The organism is Halomonas gemina (assembly GCF_023554995.1).
Taxonomy (GTDB): Bacteria; Pseudomonadota; Gammaproteobacteria; order Pseudomonadales; family Halomonadaceae; genus Halomonas; species Halomonas gemina.
Genome location: NZ_JAMJPK010000009.1, coordinates 64,444 through 79,717, shown reverse-complemented (window position 1 = coordinate 79,717; position 15,274 = coordinate 64,444). Strand labels below are relative to the sequence as shown.

15 protein-coding genes and 1 tRNA gene are annotated in these 15,274 nt (G+C 68.4%); 4 read left to right on the top strand and 12 right to left on the bottom strand.

The annotated features are described in order from the left end of the window. Positions 1 to 7: 7 nt before the first annotated feature. The 7 genes from ribF to rplU form a co-directional block, all read right to left on the bottom strand. Positions 8 to 1,123 (bottom strand): bifunctional riboflavin kinase/FAD synthetase, encoded by a 1,116-nt coding sequence (gene ribF / locus M8009_RS17320; protein ID WP_250063477.1) that lies wholly within the window; start codon positions 1,121 to 1,123, stop codon positions 8 to 10. 151 nt (positions 1,124 to 1,274) lie between these two features. Next, the gene (gene murJ / locus M8009_RS17315; protein ID WP_250063521.1) at positions 1,275 to 2,798 is read right to left on the bottom strand and encodes a murein biosynthesis integral membrane protein MurJ; all 1,524 of its coding nucleotides are present in this window, start codon (positions 2,796 to 2,798) and stop codon (positions 1,275 to 1,277) included. Between the two features lie 222 nt (positions 2,799 to 3,020). Then, complete coding sequence (rpsT, locus tag M8009_RS17310) at positions 3,021 to 3,287, bottom strand: 30S ribosomal protein S20 (protein WP_250063476.1); 267 nt, start codon at positions 3,285 to 3,287, stop codon at positions 3,021 to 3,023. A gap of 361 nt (positions 3,288 to 3,648) precedes the next feature. Continuing rightward, positions 3,649 to 4,788, bottom strand: coding sequence for a glutamate 5-kinase (gene proB, locus M8009_RS17305; protein WP_250063474.1), 1,140 nt, complete (start codon positions 4,786 to 4,788; stop codon positions 3,649 to 3,651). A gap of 13 nt (positions 4,789 to 4,801) precedes the next feature. Next, on the bottom strand, positions 4,802 to 5,989 hold the full coding sequence (gene cgtA / locus M8009_RS17300) for an Obg family GTPase CgtA (protein WP_250063472.1): 1,188 nt from the start codon (positions 5,987 to 5,989) through the stop codon (positions 4,802 to 4,804). Positions 5,990 to 6,074: 85 nt separating this feature from the next. Then, complete coding sequence (gene rpmA / locus M8009_RS17295; protein ID WP_089714316.1) at positions 6,075 to 6,332, bottom strand: 50S ribosomal protein L27; 258 nt, start codon at positions 6,330 to 6,332, stop codon at positions 6,075 to 6,077. A 34-nt stretch (positions 6,333 to 6,366) separates the two neighbouring features. Next, positions 6,367 to 6,678, bottom strand: coding sequence for a 50S ribosomal protein L21 (rplU, locus tag M8009_RS17290; protein WP_040183063.1), 312 nt, complete (start codon positions 6,676 to 6,678; stop codon positions 6,367 to 6,369). Between the two features lie 293 nt (positions 6,679 to 6,971). Between rplU and ispB the strand changes: the two genes are divergently transcribed. Beyond that, positions 6,972 to 7,979, top strand: a complete 1,008-nt coding sequence (gene ispB / locus M8009_RS17285; RefSeq protein WP_250063470.1) for an octaprenyl diphosphate synthase — start codon at positions 6,972 to 6,974, stop codon at positions 7,977 to 7,979. 92 nt (positions 7,980 to 8,071) lie between these two features. Then, positions 8,072 to 8,148: transfer RNA gene (locus tag M8009_RS17280), tRNA-Pro, on the top strand. Between the two features lie 123 nt (positions 8,149 to 8,271). Here the strand turns inward: M8009_RS17280 and M8009_RS17275 are convergent. Next, positions 8,272 to 8,616 (bottom strand): hypothetical protein, encoded by a 345-nt coding sequence (locus M8009_RS17275; protein WP_250063468.1) that lies wholly within the window; start codon positions 8,614 to 8,616, stop codon positions 8,272 to 8,274. A 380-nt stretch (positions 8,617 to 8,996) separates the two neighbouring features. Here M8009_RS17275 and M8009_RS17270 point away from each other — a divergent pair, with 380 nt between their 5' ends. Further along, complete coding sequence (locus M8009_RS17270; protein ID WP_250063466.1) at positions 8,997 to 10,853, top strand: PHA/PHB synthase family protein; 1,857 nt, start codon at positions 8,997 to 8,999, stop codon at positions 10,851 to 10,853. A 38-nt stretch (positions 10,854 to 10,891) separates the two neighbouring features. Here M8009_RS17270 and M8009_RS17265 read toward each other — a convergent pair whose 3' ends face one another. From M8009_RS17265 to M8009_RS17250, 4 genes are all read right to left on the bottom strand, one after another. Next, entirely contained in the window at positions 10,892 to 11,344 is a 453-nt protein-coding gene (locus M8009_RS17265) for a universal stress protein (RefSeq protein ID WP_250063464.1), read from the bottom strand. A 94-nt stretch (positions 11,345 to 11,438) separates the two neighbouring features. Beyond that, the gene (locus M8009_RS17260) at positions 11,439 to 12,935 is read right to left on the bottom strand and encodes an SLC13 family permease (RefSeq protein WP_250063462.1); all 1,497 of its coding nucleotides are present in this window, start codon (positions 12,933 to 12,935) and stop codon (positions 11,439 to 11,441) included. Positions 12,936 to 12,986: 51 nt separating this feature from the next. Then, positions 12,987 to 14,066, bottom strand: a complete 1,080-nt coding sequence (locus tag M8009_RS17255; RefSeq protein WP_250063460.1) for a phospholipase D-like domain-containing protein — start codon at positions 14,064 to 14,066, stop codon at positions 12,987 to 12,989. Between the two features lie 42 nt (positions 14,067 to 14,108). After that, entirely contained in the window at positions 14,109 to 14,351 is a 243-nt protein-coding gene (locus M8009_RS17250) for a hypothetical protein (RefSeq protein WP_250063458.1), read from the bottom strand. Between the two features lie 116 nt (positions 14,352 to 14,467). Between M8009_RS17250 and M8009_RS17245 the strand changes: the two genes are divergently transcribed. Next, positions 14,468 to 15,268 carry a TlpA family protein disulfide reductase gene (locus M8009_RS17245; RefSeq protein ID WP_250063456.1) on the top strand — a complete coding sequence of 267 codons (801 nt, stop codon included), beginning with the start codon at positions 14,468 to 14,470 and terminating at the stop codon, positions 15,266 to 15,268. Positions 15,269 to 15,274: the final 6 nt, after the last annotated feature.

The following is a 15,274-nucleotide window of genomic DNA, read 5'->3' as shown; positions in this document are numbered from 1 at the left end:
CTGGGGGTCAGCCGTCGTCGTGGTCGGCGGGTGAGCCCGCCGAGGAATCGGAAGTCACGGCCTCGCGCGCCAGCGGCGCCGATGCCAGAGGAAGAGAATCGTCGCTGCTGTCGCCCGCGGTAGCCGCCGCGACGGGGTGTGTCGCGAAATGAGCACCGGCAGCGGGGTGCTGTAGAACGTAGCCACCGGCAGCGGAGTGCTGGTGAAAGTAGCTCCGGGCGCGTGCCTGGTCGGCACGGATCTGCGCCTTGAGCTCGTCGAAGTGCGCGAACTTGACCTCGCCGCGCAGCTTGGCGCAGGGAAATACCGTCAGGCGCCGGCCGTAAAGGTCACCGTCGAACTCGAAGAGGTGCACCTCGAGCACGGGGCGCTCGCTGCCCACCGTGGGGCGCCAGCCGATGTTGGCCACGCCGGGCAGCCGTCGCCCGTCGGGGAGCTCGGTGACCACCGCATAGACGCCCTGCAGGGCCAGCGACAGGGCGGGCTGCGGCAGGTTGGCGGTGGGCACGCCGATGGTGCGGCCCAGCTGCCGGTCGGGCACCACCCGGCCGCCCAGCCGGTAGGGGCGGCCCAGCAGGCGCGCCGCGGCGGCGAAGTTGCCGCTGGCCAGCAGGGTGCGCACCCGGGTGCTGGAGACCCGCTCGTCGTCGATGGTGAAGGTACGGGTGTGCTCAACGCCGAAGCCGTGTGTCACGCCCACCTCGGTGAGCAGGTGGAAGTCGCCGCGGCGGTCGCAGCCGAAGCGGAAGTCGTCGCCCACCACCAGGTGGCGCACGCCCAGGCCGCCCACCAGCACGCGCTCGATGAACTCCAGGGCGGTCAGGCTGCGCAGGGCGTCGTTGAAGGGCAGGCAGAGGATGCGGTCGACCCCGCACTCGCCGAGCAGCGCCACCTTGTCGCGCAGGCGGGTCAGCCGCGGCGGCGCCTGGTCGCCGGCGAAGAACTCCCGGGGCTGGGGCTCGAAGACCACCACCGCGACCGGCAGGCCGAGCCTCGCGGCCTGCTCGCGGCACTGGTCGAGGATCGCACGATGGCCGCGGTGTACGCCATCGAAGTTGCCGATGGTGGCCACGCAGCCGCGATCCTCGTCACGCAGGTTGTGCAGTCCTCGAATCACTCGCATGGGCGTCATCACGCTGGGAAATAAAGTCCACGATTATAACGGACCGGGGGGCCCTTGACAGCCGGCGCGGCTTGGTCTTTCCCCGCTGTGTCTTGTGGGAGCAACGCTTGCGTCGCGATCCGTCGCGAAGCGGCGGCTGGTTGGCATTCCTTCAGCCCTTCATCCGAAAATGGCGAAGCCGCACCCCGAAGGCCGCCAGCCAGGCGAAGTAGACCGTCACCCCGGCCGAGACCAGCACCGCCAGCCAGCCGGCGCGGGTCCACACGCTCCACTCGAGCCAGGCCCGCCACTCGGGGGCCAGCCAGGCCAGCCCCACGCCCATCACCGTGCAGCCGCCAAGCAGCTGCACCGCATAGCGGCCCCAGCCGGGCTGGAAGACCAGCACGCCCTGCTTGCGCAGCAGCCAGCCCAGCAGGCCGGCGTTGAGGAAGGCCGAGAGCGCCGTGGCCAGCGCCAGGCCGGCGTGGGCCAGGGGCCAGATCAGGATCAGGTTGAAGACCATGTTGGCGACCATCGCAATGATGCCCACCTTCACCGGCGTGGCGGTGTCCTGACGGGCGAAGAAGCCCGGCGCCAGCACCTTGATCAGCATGAAGGCCACTAAACCAAAGGCATATGCTCTGAGGCTCATCGCCGCCATGGCGATGTCGCGCTCGGTCATGGCGCCGTAGTGGAACAGCGCGATCAGCAGCGGCTCGGCCAGCACCGCCAGCGCCAACGCCGCGGGCAGCCCGAGCAACAGCACGGCGCGGATCGCCCAGTCGAGCATGGCGGCGAAGTGCTCGCCGGACTGCTCGGCATGGCGCTTGGAGAGCGCGGGCAGGATCACCGTGCCGATGGCGATGCCGAACACGCCCAGCGGCAGCTCCACCAGGCGGTCCGAGTAGTAGAGCCAGGAGACGCTGCCCGCCGCCAGCAGCGAGGCCAGCACGGTGTCGAGCAGCAGGTTGATCTGCGAGACCGAAACCCCGAACAGTGCCGGCGCCATCAGCCGCAGGATGCGTCGCACGCCGCTGTGGGCGAAATCCGGCCAGGGCCGCGGCAGCAGCCCCAGCCGCGCCAGGAAGGGGACCTGGAAGGCGAGCTGCGCACCGCCGGCGATCAGCACCCCCCAGGCCAGCGCCATGGCCGGCTCCTCGAACAGCGGTGTGAGCAGCACCGCCGCGCCGATCAGCGACAGGTTGAGCAGCACCGGGGTGAAGGCCGGTACGGCGAAGCGGTTCCAGGTGTTGAGCGTACTGCCGGCGAAGGCGGTGAGCGAGATCAGCAGCAGGTAGGGAAAGGTCAGCTGCAGCATGTCGGCGGTCAACGCCAGCTTCTCGGGGTCGCGGCCGAAGCCGGGCGCGAAGACCCACACCAGCCAGGGCGAGGCCAGCATGGCCAGCGCCGTGATCAGCGCCAGCACCGCCGTGAGGCTGCCGGCCACCGCATCGAGCAGCTCCTTGACCTCGCGCTTGCTGCCACGGGTGGCGTATTCCGAGAGCACCGGCACGAAGGCCTGGTTGAAGGCCCCCTCGGCGAACAGGCGGCGCAGGAAGTTGGGGATCTTGAAGGCGACGAAGAAGGCGTCCGCACCGTTGCCGGCGCCGAACAGGGTGGCGATCACCACGTCGCGCGCCAGCCCCATTACCCGCGAGAGCATGGTCATCACGCTGACCACCAGGCCGGAGCGCATCAGGCCGCCCGCCTTGGGGGCGACCGCTCGGTCGTGGTCATCGACGGCCGGCGGGCGCGGCGCGCCGTCAGGCGTCTGGCGTTCGTCGTCCCGGGGCTCGGGGGGCGGTTCGTGATCCGTCACCGTCTGTTCCTCGTTCGGCGCCTTCGCCAGGCGCTCGGGAAGAATCGCGGACACAAAAAAACCGGCCGCAGCCGGTTTTTTTGCGGGCGCTCGGCTGACTTACGCCGCGAGTGCCTTGATGCGCTTGTTCAGGCGGCTCTTCAGGCGCGCGGCCTTCCGCTTGGAGAGCACGTCCTTGTCGGCGATGCGGTCGATGACCGGCTGCGCCTGCTTGAAGGCGTCCATGGCCTTGGCGTGGTCACCGCCGTTGATGGCCGTGATGACGCGCTTGATGTAGGTACGGACCATGCTGCGCTGGCTCGCCTTCAGGACACGACGGCCTTCTGACTGACGGGCACGCTTGCGGGCTTGCTTGCTGTTCGCCACTGACTGTCTCCTTGGAGAAAGTTGTGGTCGCCATCTGCGGGCGACACTTGATAACTGTATGATCCAACAGGGAAATAAAAAATCCCCGCCGGCCTGGCCATGTTGCCGGCTGCGCCATCGAGCGCAGTCGCTTAGGGGCCGTGTCTGAGAGGATGGCATATCCTATCACGCAAGCCCCGTGCTTGCCATAGTCCAACGATTGTGCAAAACGAGAAGCGCCGGGGACAGGTCGAAGAGGGGGTCCTACACCAGGGATGGCGTCGGTAGCGCCCAAGGAGGGGTCCACAGCGCCCCCTCGCAGACCTGTCGCCGGAACAGCTTCGAGCGACACTACCGTCTGCAATGATCCAGCCGGTGGTTGCTAGAGCACCACCAGGTTGTCGCGGTGGATCAGCTCCGGCGCCTCCATGTAGCCGAGGATGGCCTCGATCTGGTGGCTCGGCTTGCCGACCAGCAGGCGAGCCTCGTCGGCGCCGTAGTTGACCAGCCCCTTGGCCACGCGGTGCCCCTGGTCGTCGACGCAGAGCACCATGTCGCCGCGGCGGAACTGGCCACTGACCGCGGTCACCCCCACCGCCAGCAGGCTGGAGCCGCTGCCCTTGAGCACCTTCACCGCGCCGGCATCCAGGGTCAGGCTGCCGCGCACCTGCAGCTGCCCTGCCAGCCAGCGCTTGCGCGCCGCCATGGGGGCCTGCTCGGGCAGCAGCAGGGTGCCCAGCCGCTCGCCCTCGGCCAGGCGACCGAGCACATCGGGCTGGCGACCGCTGGCGATCACCGTGACCGCCCCGGAGCGGGCAGCCAGCCGGGCCGCCTGCAGCTTGGTGGCCATGCCGCCGCGGCCGAGTGCCCCACCGCCGCCGGCCACCGCGGTCAGGCTCGGGTCGTCGGCGCGCCCCTCGGCGATCAGCCGCGCCTCGGGATTGCTGCGCGGGTCGGCATCGAACAGCCCCTCCTGGTCGGTGAGGATCACCAGGGCATCGGCCTCGAGCAGGTTGGCTACCAGGGCCCCCAGGGTGTCGTTGTCGCCGAAGCGGATCTCGTCGGTGACCACGGTATCGTTCTCGTTGATCACCGGCACCACCCGCAGCGCGACCAGGGTACGCAGCGCCGAGCGGGCGTTGAGATAGCGCTTGCGGTTGGAGAGGTCATCGTGGGTGAGCAGTATCTGGGCGGTGAGCAGGCCGTGGCGGGCGAAGTGGCTCTCGTAGCACTCGGTGAGGCCGTTCTGGCCCACCGCCGCCGCGGCCTGGAGCTCGTGTACCGCCGAGGGGCGGGCCTGCCAGCCCAGGCGCACCATGCCGGCGGCCACCGCCCCGGAGGAGACCAGCACCACCTCGATGCCCCGGCGATGCAGCGCGGCGATCTGGTCCACCCAGCCGCCGATGGCCGCCTCGTCGAGGCCGCGGCCGTCATTGGTCAGCAGCGCACTGCCGATCTTCACCACCACCCGGCGGGCGCCAACAAGCGCCTCGCGGCCTGCCACCTGCTCGTTGCCTTCCATTCGCTCTCGACCCTCAGGGTGCGTACTCGACCTCGACGTCGTAATCATCATCATCGAAATCGTCGTCATCCTCGTCGTCGCGCTTGCGCTTGCGCCCCAGGCGGGCCTCGGTGCGGGCCACCGCCTCGTCCTCCATACGCGCGCGCATCTCACGGGCCCGCTCGGCGGCCTCCTCGTCCTCGTTCTCGAGGCGGCGCTGCTCGGTGAGCCAGCGGTAGGCGGCCTGCACCAGCGCATCGGTGCCGTCGCTGGAAATCGCCGAGATGCGGAACACCGGCCCCTGCCAGCCCAGGCGACGGACGACCTGGTCGGCCACCGCCTCGCGCTCCTCGGCCGGCAGCAGGTCGAGCTTGTTGAGCACCAACCATCGCGGCAGTTCGGACAGCGCCGGGGAGAACTCGCCCAGCTCGTGGATGATCGCCTCGGCGGCCGCCACCGGGTCGGACTCGTCGAAGGGCGCCACGTCGACCACGTGGAACAGCAGCCGGGTGCGGGTCAGGTGCTTAAGGAAGCGCAGCCCCAGGCCGGCACCGTCGGAGGCGCCCTCGATCAGGCCTGGCACGTCGGCCATCACGAAGTGCTCGTGCTGGCCAAGCTTCACCACGCCGAGGTTGGGCACCAGGGTGGTGAACGGATAGTTGGCGACCTTGGGCTTGGCCGCGGAGACCGAGCGGATCAGCGTCGACTTGCCGGCATTGGGCAGGCCCAGCAGGCCCACGTCGGCCATCACCTTCATCTCCAGGCGCAGGTTGCGGCGCTCGCCCTCGGTGCCCGGTGTGGTGCGCCGCGGCGCACGGTTGGTGGAGGACTTGAAGTGGATGTTGCCAAGCCCCCGACGGCCGCTCTGGGCGACCAGCACCACCTGGCCGATCTCGGTGACGTCGGCGATCACCTCGAGGGTGTCCTCGTCGATCACCGTGGTGCCCACCGGCACCTTGACGTGCAGGTCCTCGCCGGCGCGCCCGCTCATCTGCCGGCCCATGCCGGGCTGGCCGTTCTGCGCCTTGTAGAAGCGCTGGTACTTGAAGTCGATGAGGGTGTTGAGGGAATCGTCCCCGATCAGGTAGACGGTGCCACCATGGCCCCCATCGCCGCCGTCGGGACCACCCTTGGGCACGTACTTCTCGCGGCGGAAGCTCAGGCAGCCATTGCCGCCCTTGCCGGCCTCCACGATGATCGAGGCTTCGTCGACGAACTGCATCTCTTACTCTCCTGACGGCCTGTGCCGCCATGATACAAGAAGGCCCCGCCTGGGCGGGGCCTTCTCGCTGCAAGCGTCAGGGGTCTCAGGCAGAGACGATACTGACGAACTTGCGGTTCTTCGGACCCTTGGTCTCGAACTTGACCACGCCCTCGTCCAGCGCGAACAGCGTGTGGTCCTTGCCGATACCGACGCCGGTGCCGGCATGGAACTTGGTGCCACGCTGGCGGACGATGATGTTGCCCGGGTTGACGACCTGGCCGCCGAACAGCTTGACGCCGAGGCGTTTGGATTCGCTGTCGCGACCGTTACGGGTGGAACCCGCTGCCTTCTTGTGAGCCATTGCAAATACCTCGCTCGTTCAGGGGAGCAGCCGCTTACGCGGAGATCCCGGTGATCTTGACTTCAGTGAACCACTGGCGGTGGCCCTGACGCTTCATGTGGTGCTTGCGACGACGGAACTTGATGATGGTGACCTTGTCGCCACGACCGTGGGAGACGACCTCGGCCGCCACCTTGGCACCGTCGACCAGCGGGGCGCCAACCGTGACGTCCTCGTCATTGCCCACCAGCAGGACCTCGTCGAACTCGATGGTGTCGCCGGTCGGCACTTCCAGCTTCTCGAGCTTGAGAGTCTGGCCTTCCTGAACGCGGTACTGCTTGCCACCGCTCTTGATAACTGCGTACATGCTTTTCTCTCCAGGACTCATCGGGTGTTGGCTCTTCATCGACCTGCTGCGAGTGGCGCCCCTTCCGGCAGCCATCTGACAGGGAGCATGATGAGTGGGTCGCGGATTATAACCGCGGGCGAACGGCCGCACAACCCGCGGAACACCCTCCGGGAGGCGAGGCCGGCACCCCTGCCGAGGGCCCGCCAGCACCGGCTTGACGCCCCCATGGGGGCCCCATAGCATGGCCGGCAACCCGATGCCAGAAGGGACGCCCGTCGCCCCGGCCCCACCTACCCGTCGAAACCGCCTCCATGCCTGCGAACGCCTCACCGCCCCAGTCGCCCCGCCCCGCTCCCGCGTCGCCGCTCCATGCCGCGGTGGCCGATGATTTCCTCGCAGTGAACCGCACGATCATGGACCAGCTCGCCTCGCGCATCCCGCTGGTGGAGACCATCGGCCAGTACATCATCGAGAGCGGCGGCAAGCGGCTGCGCCCGCTGCTGGTGCTGCTGGCGGCGCGCTCGCTGGGCTACCAGGGCGACCGGCACATCACCCTGGCGACCCTGGTGGAGTTCATGCACACCTCGACGCTGCTGCATGACGACGTGGTCGACGAGTCCCACATGCGCCGTGGCAAGGCCACGGCCAACGACGCCTGGGGCAATGCCCCCTCGGTGCTGGTGGGCGACTTCCTCTACTCACGCTCCTTCCAGATGATGGTGGAGGTGGGCTCGATGCGGATCATGGACGTGCTTTCGCGGGCCACCTGCACCATTGCCGAGGGCGAGGTGCAGCAGCTCACCAACGTGGGCAACCCCGATACCGACGAAGCGGCCTACTTCGAGACCATCCAGGGCAAGACCGCCATGCTCTTCGAGGCGGCCTCCCACAGCGGCGCCATACTCGCCGACGCCAACCCAGACCAGGAGGCGGCCCTGCAGTACTACGGCCGCTACCTGGGCCTGGCCTTCCAGCTGATCGACGACCTGCTCGACTACCAGGGCGACGCCGAGGCGATGGGCAAGAACGTGGGCGACGACCTGGCCGAGGGCAAGCCGACCCTGCCGCTGATCCAGGCCATGGTCGCCGGTACCCCCGCGCAGCGCGACCTGGTCCGCCGGGCCATCCGCAAGGGCGGCCTCGACCACCTGGAGGAGGTACTGACCATCGTGCGTGACACCGGCGCCCTGGACTACACCCGGGCCCGCGCCGAGGAGATGGCCGACAGGGCCCTGGCACAGCTCGACGCGCTGCCCGAGAGCCCCTTCCGCGACAGCATGGCCGAGCTCGCCCGCCTGGCTGTCGACCGGCAGACCTGAGCGGCGCAAAGCCGCTCGAGGGGCTTGCATGCCGGCAAGGCTTGCGTATAATGCGCTCCGTCGGTCAACACAGACCCGATGCAAAAAAAGTTCGGAGTATAGCTCAGCTTGGTAGAGCGCTGCCTTCGGGAGGCAGAGGTCGTAGGTTCGAATCCTGCTACTCCGACCAAAGAACACAGCAAAAACCGCCACTTACGGATCATTCCGGGTGGCGGTTTTTCTGTTGTGGCGCCTGGGTGGCAATATGGCGAGCGCCCTGGCCGCGTTTGCGGCATGCCCCCGTACGCTCCCATCAGCGCCGTGTCTTGTTGCGCGACTTCGCCCGAGGCTTGGCGCCATGGGACTGCAGCTTGCGCACGTTCGCGCGGGTCTTGGTGCCGTAAGGCTTCAACGCCGCGGCCGCGATACGTGCGGGATCGCCACCGCGCGCCGCCGCCACTGCCGCTTGCTCGGCAGCGGTGGTGAAGGTCGTGGCCTTCTCCATGACCATCCCCACTGCCTCGGGGCCGGTCATCGCCCCGCTTGCCATCTTCATGGTGCGATGGGCGATCACCTCACAGGCAGCCAGCGACATCCTGTTATAGGCCGAGGCGACCTTCATCCAGGCAAACATCATTTCCATCGGGTTCTTGGTCATTTCGTCCAGGGCTCCATATGAGCATCAGATTGTATACGCCGATATAGCTCGGCACACGTGCCTTTAAAGGCATGGATGCGGCGAGTGGCGGCGCCCGGTTCCCCCGCAACCGTGTTCAGAACCTCGAACCACGTTGGCGCATGATGCCCATCCGTGAGTTGCGCCTTGATGCCACTTCCGATGTCAGTGTGCGGCGGGTCCCGGTGATCACCTCTACGCCTGGCCGGTTGCGTCTCACGCAATCCCGACGATACTGAAACCGTAGGTTGCAGCAGCCAGGATCATGCACATCCACCCTGAGTCTTCAATCTGCGAAACGCCCGCGTCTGACCTGGGGTCGCGCACGGCAACCGGGTAGCGGACTCACAGAGGTACGGACCATGACTGACCCACGGCATTCGTCACCGAAGGCAGGTGATGGGCAGACACCGCCCGAGGCACCAGACGACATCCTGGCACAGCGTTACGCCGAGATCCTCGCGCGCTTGTCGACCGAGTCGTCCCGGGCCCTGCAGGGCTTGCTCGAGCGACAGGCGCGCGGGGATTTCTTTACTCTGCCTGACCCGGCGGTTGCCGCCAAGTCGCTCGCCAGCCTGGGCCAGCAGTTTCTGCGGCATCCGCAGCGCGCCCTGGACGTACAGATGCAGCTGTGCCAGGGCTATGCGGCACTCTGGCAGGACACGGCGCTGCGACTGTGCGGCCAGGCACCACCACCGTCCGTCCAGTACGACCCGAGAGACCGGCGTTTCAAGGGTAAGGGCTGGGAGGAGAACCTCTTCTTCGATGCGCTCAGGCAAGCCTACCAGTTGACCGCCGAGCAGTGGCTGAGTGCGGTCCATGATGTCTCCGACGACCTGGACAGGGAAGAGCGGGTGAAGATCGAGTTCTATGCGCGTCAGCTGATGGACGCGCTCGCCCCCAGCAATTTTGCCACCACCAACCCCGAGGTGATCGAAGCCACGGTCCGTACCGGCGGCGCCAACCTGCTGCAGGGCATGGCCAACCTGATGGACGACATGGCCCGGGGCGAGGGGCTATTGCGCATCAAGCAGAGCGATGCTGCCGGGCTGGAGCTGGGCAAGAACATCGCGGTGACCCCCGGCAAGGTCATCTATCAGAACGAGCTGATGCAACTCATTCAATACGCGCCGGCCACCGAGGAGGTCGACCGCCAGCCCTTGCTCATCGTCCCCCCCTGGATCAACAAGTACTACATCCTGGATCTGACCCCGCAGCGCTCTTTCATCCGCTGGGCCGTCGAACAGGGGATAACGGTCTTCATCATCTCGTGGGTCAACCCGGACGAGCGCTATGCCGAGGTGGCCTTCGACGACTACCTCACTCAGGGCACCCTCAAGGCCATGGACATCGTCGAGGAGGTGACAGGCGAGGCGTCGCTCAACACTATCGGCTACTGCATCGGTGGCACCCTGCTGGCCTGCACCCTGGCGCACCAGGCCGCCCGGGGGGATGATCGGGTCAGCAGCGCCACCTTCTTCACCACCCTGCTCGATTTCAGCGAGGTAGGGCCGCTGGAGGTGTTCATCGACGAGGAGCAGATCCGCTACATGGAGCAACACATGGCCCAGCGCGGCTATCTGGAGGGCACGCATCTGGCCAATGCCTTCAACCTGCTGCAGTCCGCCGATCTGGTCTGGAGTTTCGTGATCAACAACTACCTGCTCGGCCGCGACCCCAAGGCCTTCGATCTGCTCTACTGGAATTCGGACTCCACCCGCATGCCCCGGCGCATGCAGAGCTTCTACCTGCGCAACATGTACCTGGAAAATCGCCTCACCGAACCCGGGGGAATTTCCCTGGCGGGAGAGGCCATCGACCTTGGCAAGGTGCGCACCCCGGCGTTCTTCGTGGCGACCGAGAAGGATCATATCGCCCCCTGGCAATCCAGCTACCGCGGCGCACACCTGCTGGGCCGCCGTCCACGATTCATCCTCGGTGGATCCGGCCATATCGCGGGCGTCATCAATCCGGCCGACTCGGCGAAGTATGGCTACTGGAGCTATGGCCACCTGCCCCGCGATCCCGAGCGCTGGCTAGCCTCAGCCACTCATCATCCGGGCTCATGGTGGCGGGAATGGCGCACCTGGCTCAAGCGCCATGGCGGTGGGCAGGTGACAGCCCGAGAGCCTGGCGGTGGCCGCTTCACCCCCCTCGAGGAGGCGCCGGGATCCTATGTCCAGGTGCGAGTCGATGCCCCGGCACCGACCACCTCGTGAAGGGGCAAGGCCAGTGAGTCTCCTGACGCCCTGACTCCTCAGGTCACGGTAATCACGGTGCAATCGGCGGTATGGCTGACCTTGTGGGAGACGCTGCCGAACACCATGCCGCGCATGTCGCTGACGCCACGGCTGCCCATGACGATGGCATCGGCGCCGAGTGCCTCGGCCTCGCCGGTGATCAGCTCCGCCGGGCGGCCCTGGCGAACCACCTCCTTGACCTCGATGTCGGCGAGGTCGACGGTGGCGCGTGCCTTGTCGATCGCCTTGTGGGCCTCCTCCTTCATGCCCTTCGCCAACTTCTCGCGCTCCTCCTCGGCATAAGGTTCGGCAACGCCGCCGGTGAACAGGCCGATGTTGTCCGGCGGAAACTCGGCCACGGTCATCAGGTGCAGGACGGCGGACGTCCCCCTGGCCAGCTGGGCGGCCACCTGGAGCGCCTTCTCGGCATGGCTGGAACCGTCAACGGGAACGAGGATTGTCTGGTACATGATATCTGTCCTTTCAGTGACATACCGGGATACCCCGCGGCACCCCCTCCTGAGTCAAGCCTAGACGCTGACGGCAATCCGGCAATGTCCTGGATCAAACGCTCCAGCCGAAACCCAGCACCGGCATCGCCAGGCCGAACACCACCAGGGTGATGACCAGGATCGCCGCCAGGCTCACCAGGGCGCCGGCGCGCATCATCTCCGCCACGCTCAGCCGGCCGCTGCCGAAGACCACGGCATTGGGCGGGGTCGCCACCGGCAGCATGAAGGCGCAGCTTGCCGCCATGGCCACCGGCACCGAGAGCAGCAGCGGGCTGGCACCGAGGCTCACGGTCAGCGAGGCGGTCAGCGGCAGGATCGCCGCCGCGGTGGCGGTATTGCTGGTCACGTGGCTCATTAGCATCACCACCACCACGACCATCGCCACCAGGCCCCAGGTCGGCCAGGCATCGAAGGCCCCCAGCCCCTGGGCCACCGCCGCGGCCAGGCCGCTGCCCTCGATCGCCGTGCCCAGGCTGAGCCCGCCACCGACCAGCACCAGTACCCCCCAGGGCAGCTGACGGGCGCTGTCCCAGTCCATCAGGAACTGGCGCTGGCGCCAGCGGGCCGGCACCACGAAGAGCAGCAGGGCACCGATCACGGCGATACCGGCATCGCTGAGCGGCACCTGCAGCCAGGCCTCCAGCAGCGGCCGGGTGACCCAGGCCAGGGCGACGAGGGCAAAGACCGCCGCGACTCGCTGCTCGGGGCGGCTCATGCGCCCCAGGTCCTCGGTCTGCTCGCGGAGCATCTGCGCCACCCCCGGCAGCTCGTCGTGGCTCACCGGGTAGACCCAGCGGGTCAGCAGCCACCAGGCCAGCACCAGCAGCAACAGGGACGGGGGCACCGCCACCAGCATCCACTGGGCGAAGCCGATCTCGATGTCGTAGTTGTCGGCCATGAAGCCGGCCAGCAGCGCATTAGGCGGCGTGCCGATCAGCGTGCCCATGCCACCGATATTGGCGGCCAGGGCGATCCCCAGCAGCAGCGTCAGGGCCATGTGGTGGCTGGCGCCCTCGCCACCCTCCCGCTCCAGCATGGTCAGCACCGAGATACCGATGGGTACCATCAGCGCCGCGGTGGCGGTATTGCTGACCCACATGCTCAGCGCCGCCGTGGCGACCATGAAGCCGCCCACCAGACGATCCGGGCGCAGGCCGGAAAAGCGCAGCACCAGCATGGCGATGCGCCGATGCAGGCTCCAGCGCTGGATCGCCTCGGCCAGCAGGAAGCCCCCGAGAAAGAGGAAGATCAGCGGATTGGCATAGGGCGCCGCCACCTGGTCGATGGGCGCCACGCCCATGAGTGGCAGCACGGCCACCGGCAGCAGGGCGGTGACCGCGATGGGCACCGGCTCCAGTACCCACCAGATCGCCATCCAGGCGGTCAGTGCTACCACCTGCCAGGCCGCCGGCGGCATCCCTGCCGGCACCTCCATCAGCACCAGCAGCAGGAAGGCCAGCGGCCCCAGCGCCAGCCCCACCGGCACCTTGAGGCGCGCCAGCCGCGACGGCGATGCCGCCGTGGCCTCCCCGGACGTCGAGTCGGTCATGGCTCCTCCCTATGGTTGACCAGCCTCAGGATACACGGCTGGCGGGTGGCCTCAGAGCCAGGGCTCCAGCCCCAGCAGGCCGCTGAGCCAGGCGAGCAGACGCGCGCCCGCCGAGCCCGGTTCGCGGTCGAGGTGGACCGGGCGGCCATCGATCAGCGTCAGCCAGTGCAGCCGCCCCCGGACATCGAGCTCGAGGGCATAGCTCTGCTGGGGGCTCGCCCCCTCGGCAACGAACGCCATGAAGTCGTCCAGCAGCGGCTCGCTCACGGCCAGCACCCCCACCTCGGTGTTCCACCATACCGAACGGGGGTCGGCATTGGCCGACCCCACGAAGAGCCGGTCCCGGTCGACCCCCAGCGCCTTGATGTGCAGCACCGAGCCGGAGCTGCCAACACGCTCGTCGTGCGGGTCGCCGTCCGCCGCGAGGTCACCGCGCAGCTCGAAGAGCGCCACGCCGCTCTCCAGCAGCCCTGCCCGGTAGGGCGCGTAGGCGCCGTGGACGAGCGGGACGTCGGAGGCCTCCAAGGAGTTGGTGACCACCGTCACCTCGATGCCCGCCTCGGCCATCGCCTGCAGCCGGCGACTGCCCGCCGAGGTGGGCACGAAGTAGGCGGAGACCAGCAGCAGCCGCGACTCTGGGGCTAGCCGACGCACCAGCTGGCCGGCCATGGTCTCGGCCAGCGGCGGGCGGCCGCGGCGCGCCGGCTTGCCGGGCGGGTCCCACAGGGCCTCGGCCTCCCCCCAGTGCAGCGAGTCGGCCAGCCGGCTGCGGGAGCGGTTCTCGTAGCGCTCACGCAGGGCGGCGAAGTAGGTCGAGTCGCTGCGCGCCTCGAGCCAGGCGGCCAGGCGGTTGCGCAGCACCCGCCAGGCATCGGGGTCGGCCTGGCGATAGCGGCCGATGGGCTGGGCCAGGCCATGGTTCCAGTAGAGATCGAAGCTGCGCGACAGCGGCGCCATCACCGGCCCCATGACCAGCAGGTCCAGGTCGGCGAAGTTGCGCGGCGAACCGGCGCTGTAGTACTCGTCACCCAGGTTGCGCCCGCCGACGATGCCCACGGCGTTGTCGGCGAGCCACAGCTTGTTGTGCATGCGCCGATGCTGGCGACCGGCCACCGGCAGCGAGGCCAGCACCCGGCTGGCCAGGATGTCGGCACTCCGCGCCCTGCCGCCCGCTCAATCCGCATCGTCGTCATCGTCGGCCAGGCGCCTGGCCATGGCCTTGCGCGCCCTGTTGCGGCGGTAGAGACGCACCAGGGCGATCCACAGCGCGGCCGCCACCATGGCCGCCAGGGTCCAGCCCTGCCAGGGACGCGCGGCATCCCCCATCAGGGTCTCCAGGGTAATGATCAGGATGAAGCCCGTCGCCTGGCTGGCGATCGCCAGGGCGCGCAGGGTATCGAAGGCCGGTCGTGCCATGAGTGCTCCCGCTGGATGACAGCCCTGCCCGCCGGCAGTAGGCTTGGCGAAACGAATGCGCCCAGTGTACCCGCTGCGGCGCCAGCCGCCGACCACTCGGGAGCCACCGCCACGACATGGATGCCATCGCCCTGGGGCCCGTCCTGATCGCGCTGCCGCGCCTCTATGCCTTCCTTGCCGCCCTGGTCCTGCTGGCTGCCAGCGCCTTCCTGCTCGGCCTGCCCCGGGGCCGCCATGCCCGCTGGTTCAACGGCCTACTGCTGGCCTGGCTGGTCGGCGCCCGACTGGGGCATGGGCTGATGAACCTGGGCGCCTATGCCGAGGCGCCCCTGGACATCCTCAAGCTCTGGCAGCCCGGCTACCATGGCCTCTGGGGCCTGCTGGCCGCGCTGGGCTGGACCGCCTGGTCGCTGCGCGACCGCCTGGGGGCGATGCTGGGCGGCATGGGCCTGGCGCTGGGTGCCTCGCTGCTGTGGCTGACGCTGGTCACCCTGGCCCCGCTCGGCGGCGGCATGGCGCTTCGCGCGCTGCCTGACCTCGCCCTGGAGAACCTCGACGGCGAGGAGGTGAACCTGGCGTCGCTGTCCGGCGAGCGGGTGGTGGTCAACCTCTGGGCCACCTGGTGCCCGCCCTGCCGTCGCGAGATGCCAATATTAGCCGAGGCCGATGCACGGGAAGGGGTCACCGTGGTGATCGTCAACCAGGGCGAGGAGCTGCTGCAGGTAGTGCGCTACCTCGACGAGCAGGGCCTCGACTTCGGCCATGCCCTCCTCGACCCGCGCCAGCAGCTGATGGTGCTGGCCGAGTCCCCGGGCCTGCCCACCACCCTGCTGTTCGACGCCGAGGGCCGCGCCCTGGATCAGCACGTCGGCGAGCTGACCCGCGCCCAGCTCTCGGCCTGGCTGGAGGAGCGCTGAGCGGCC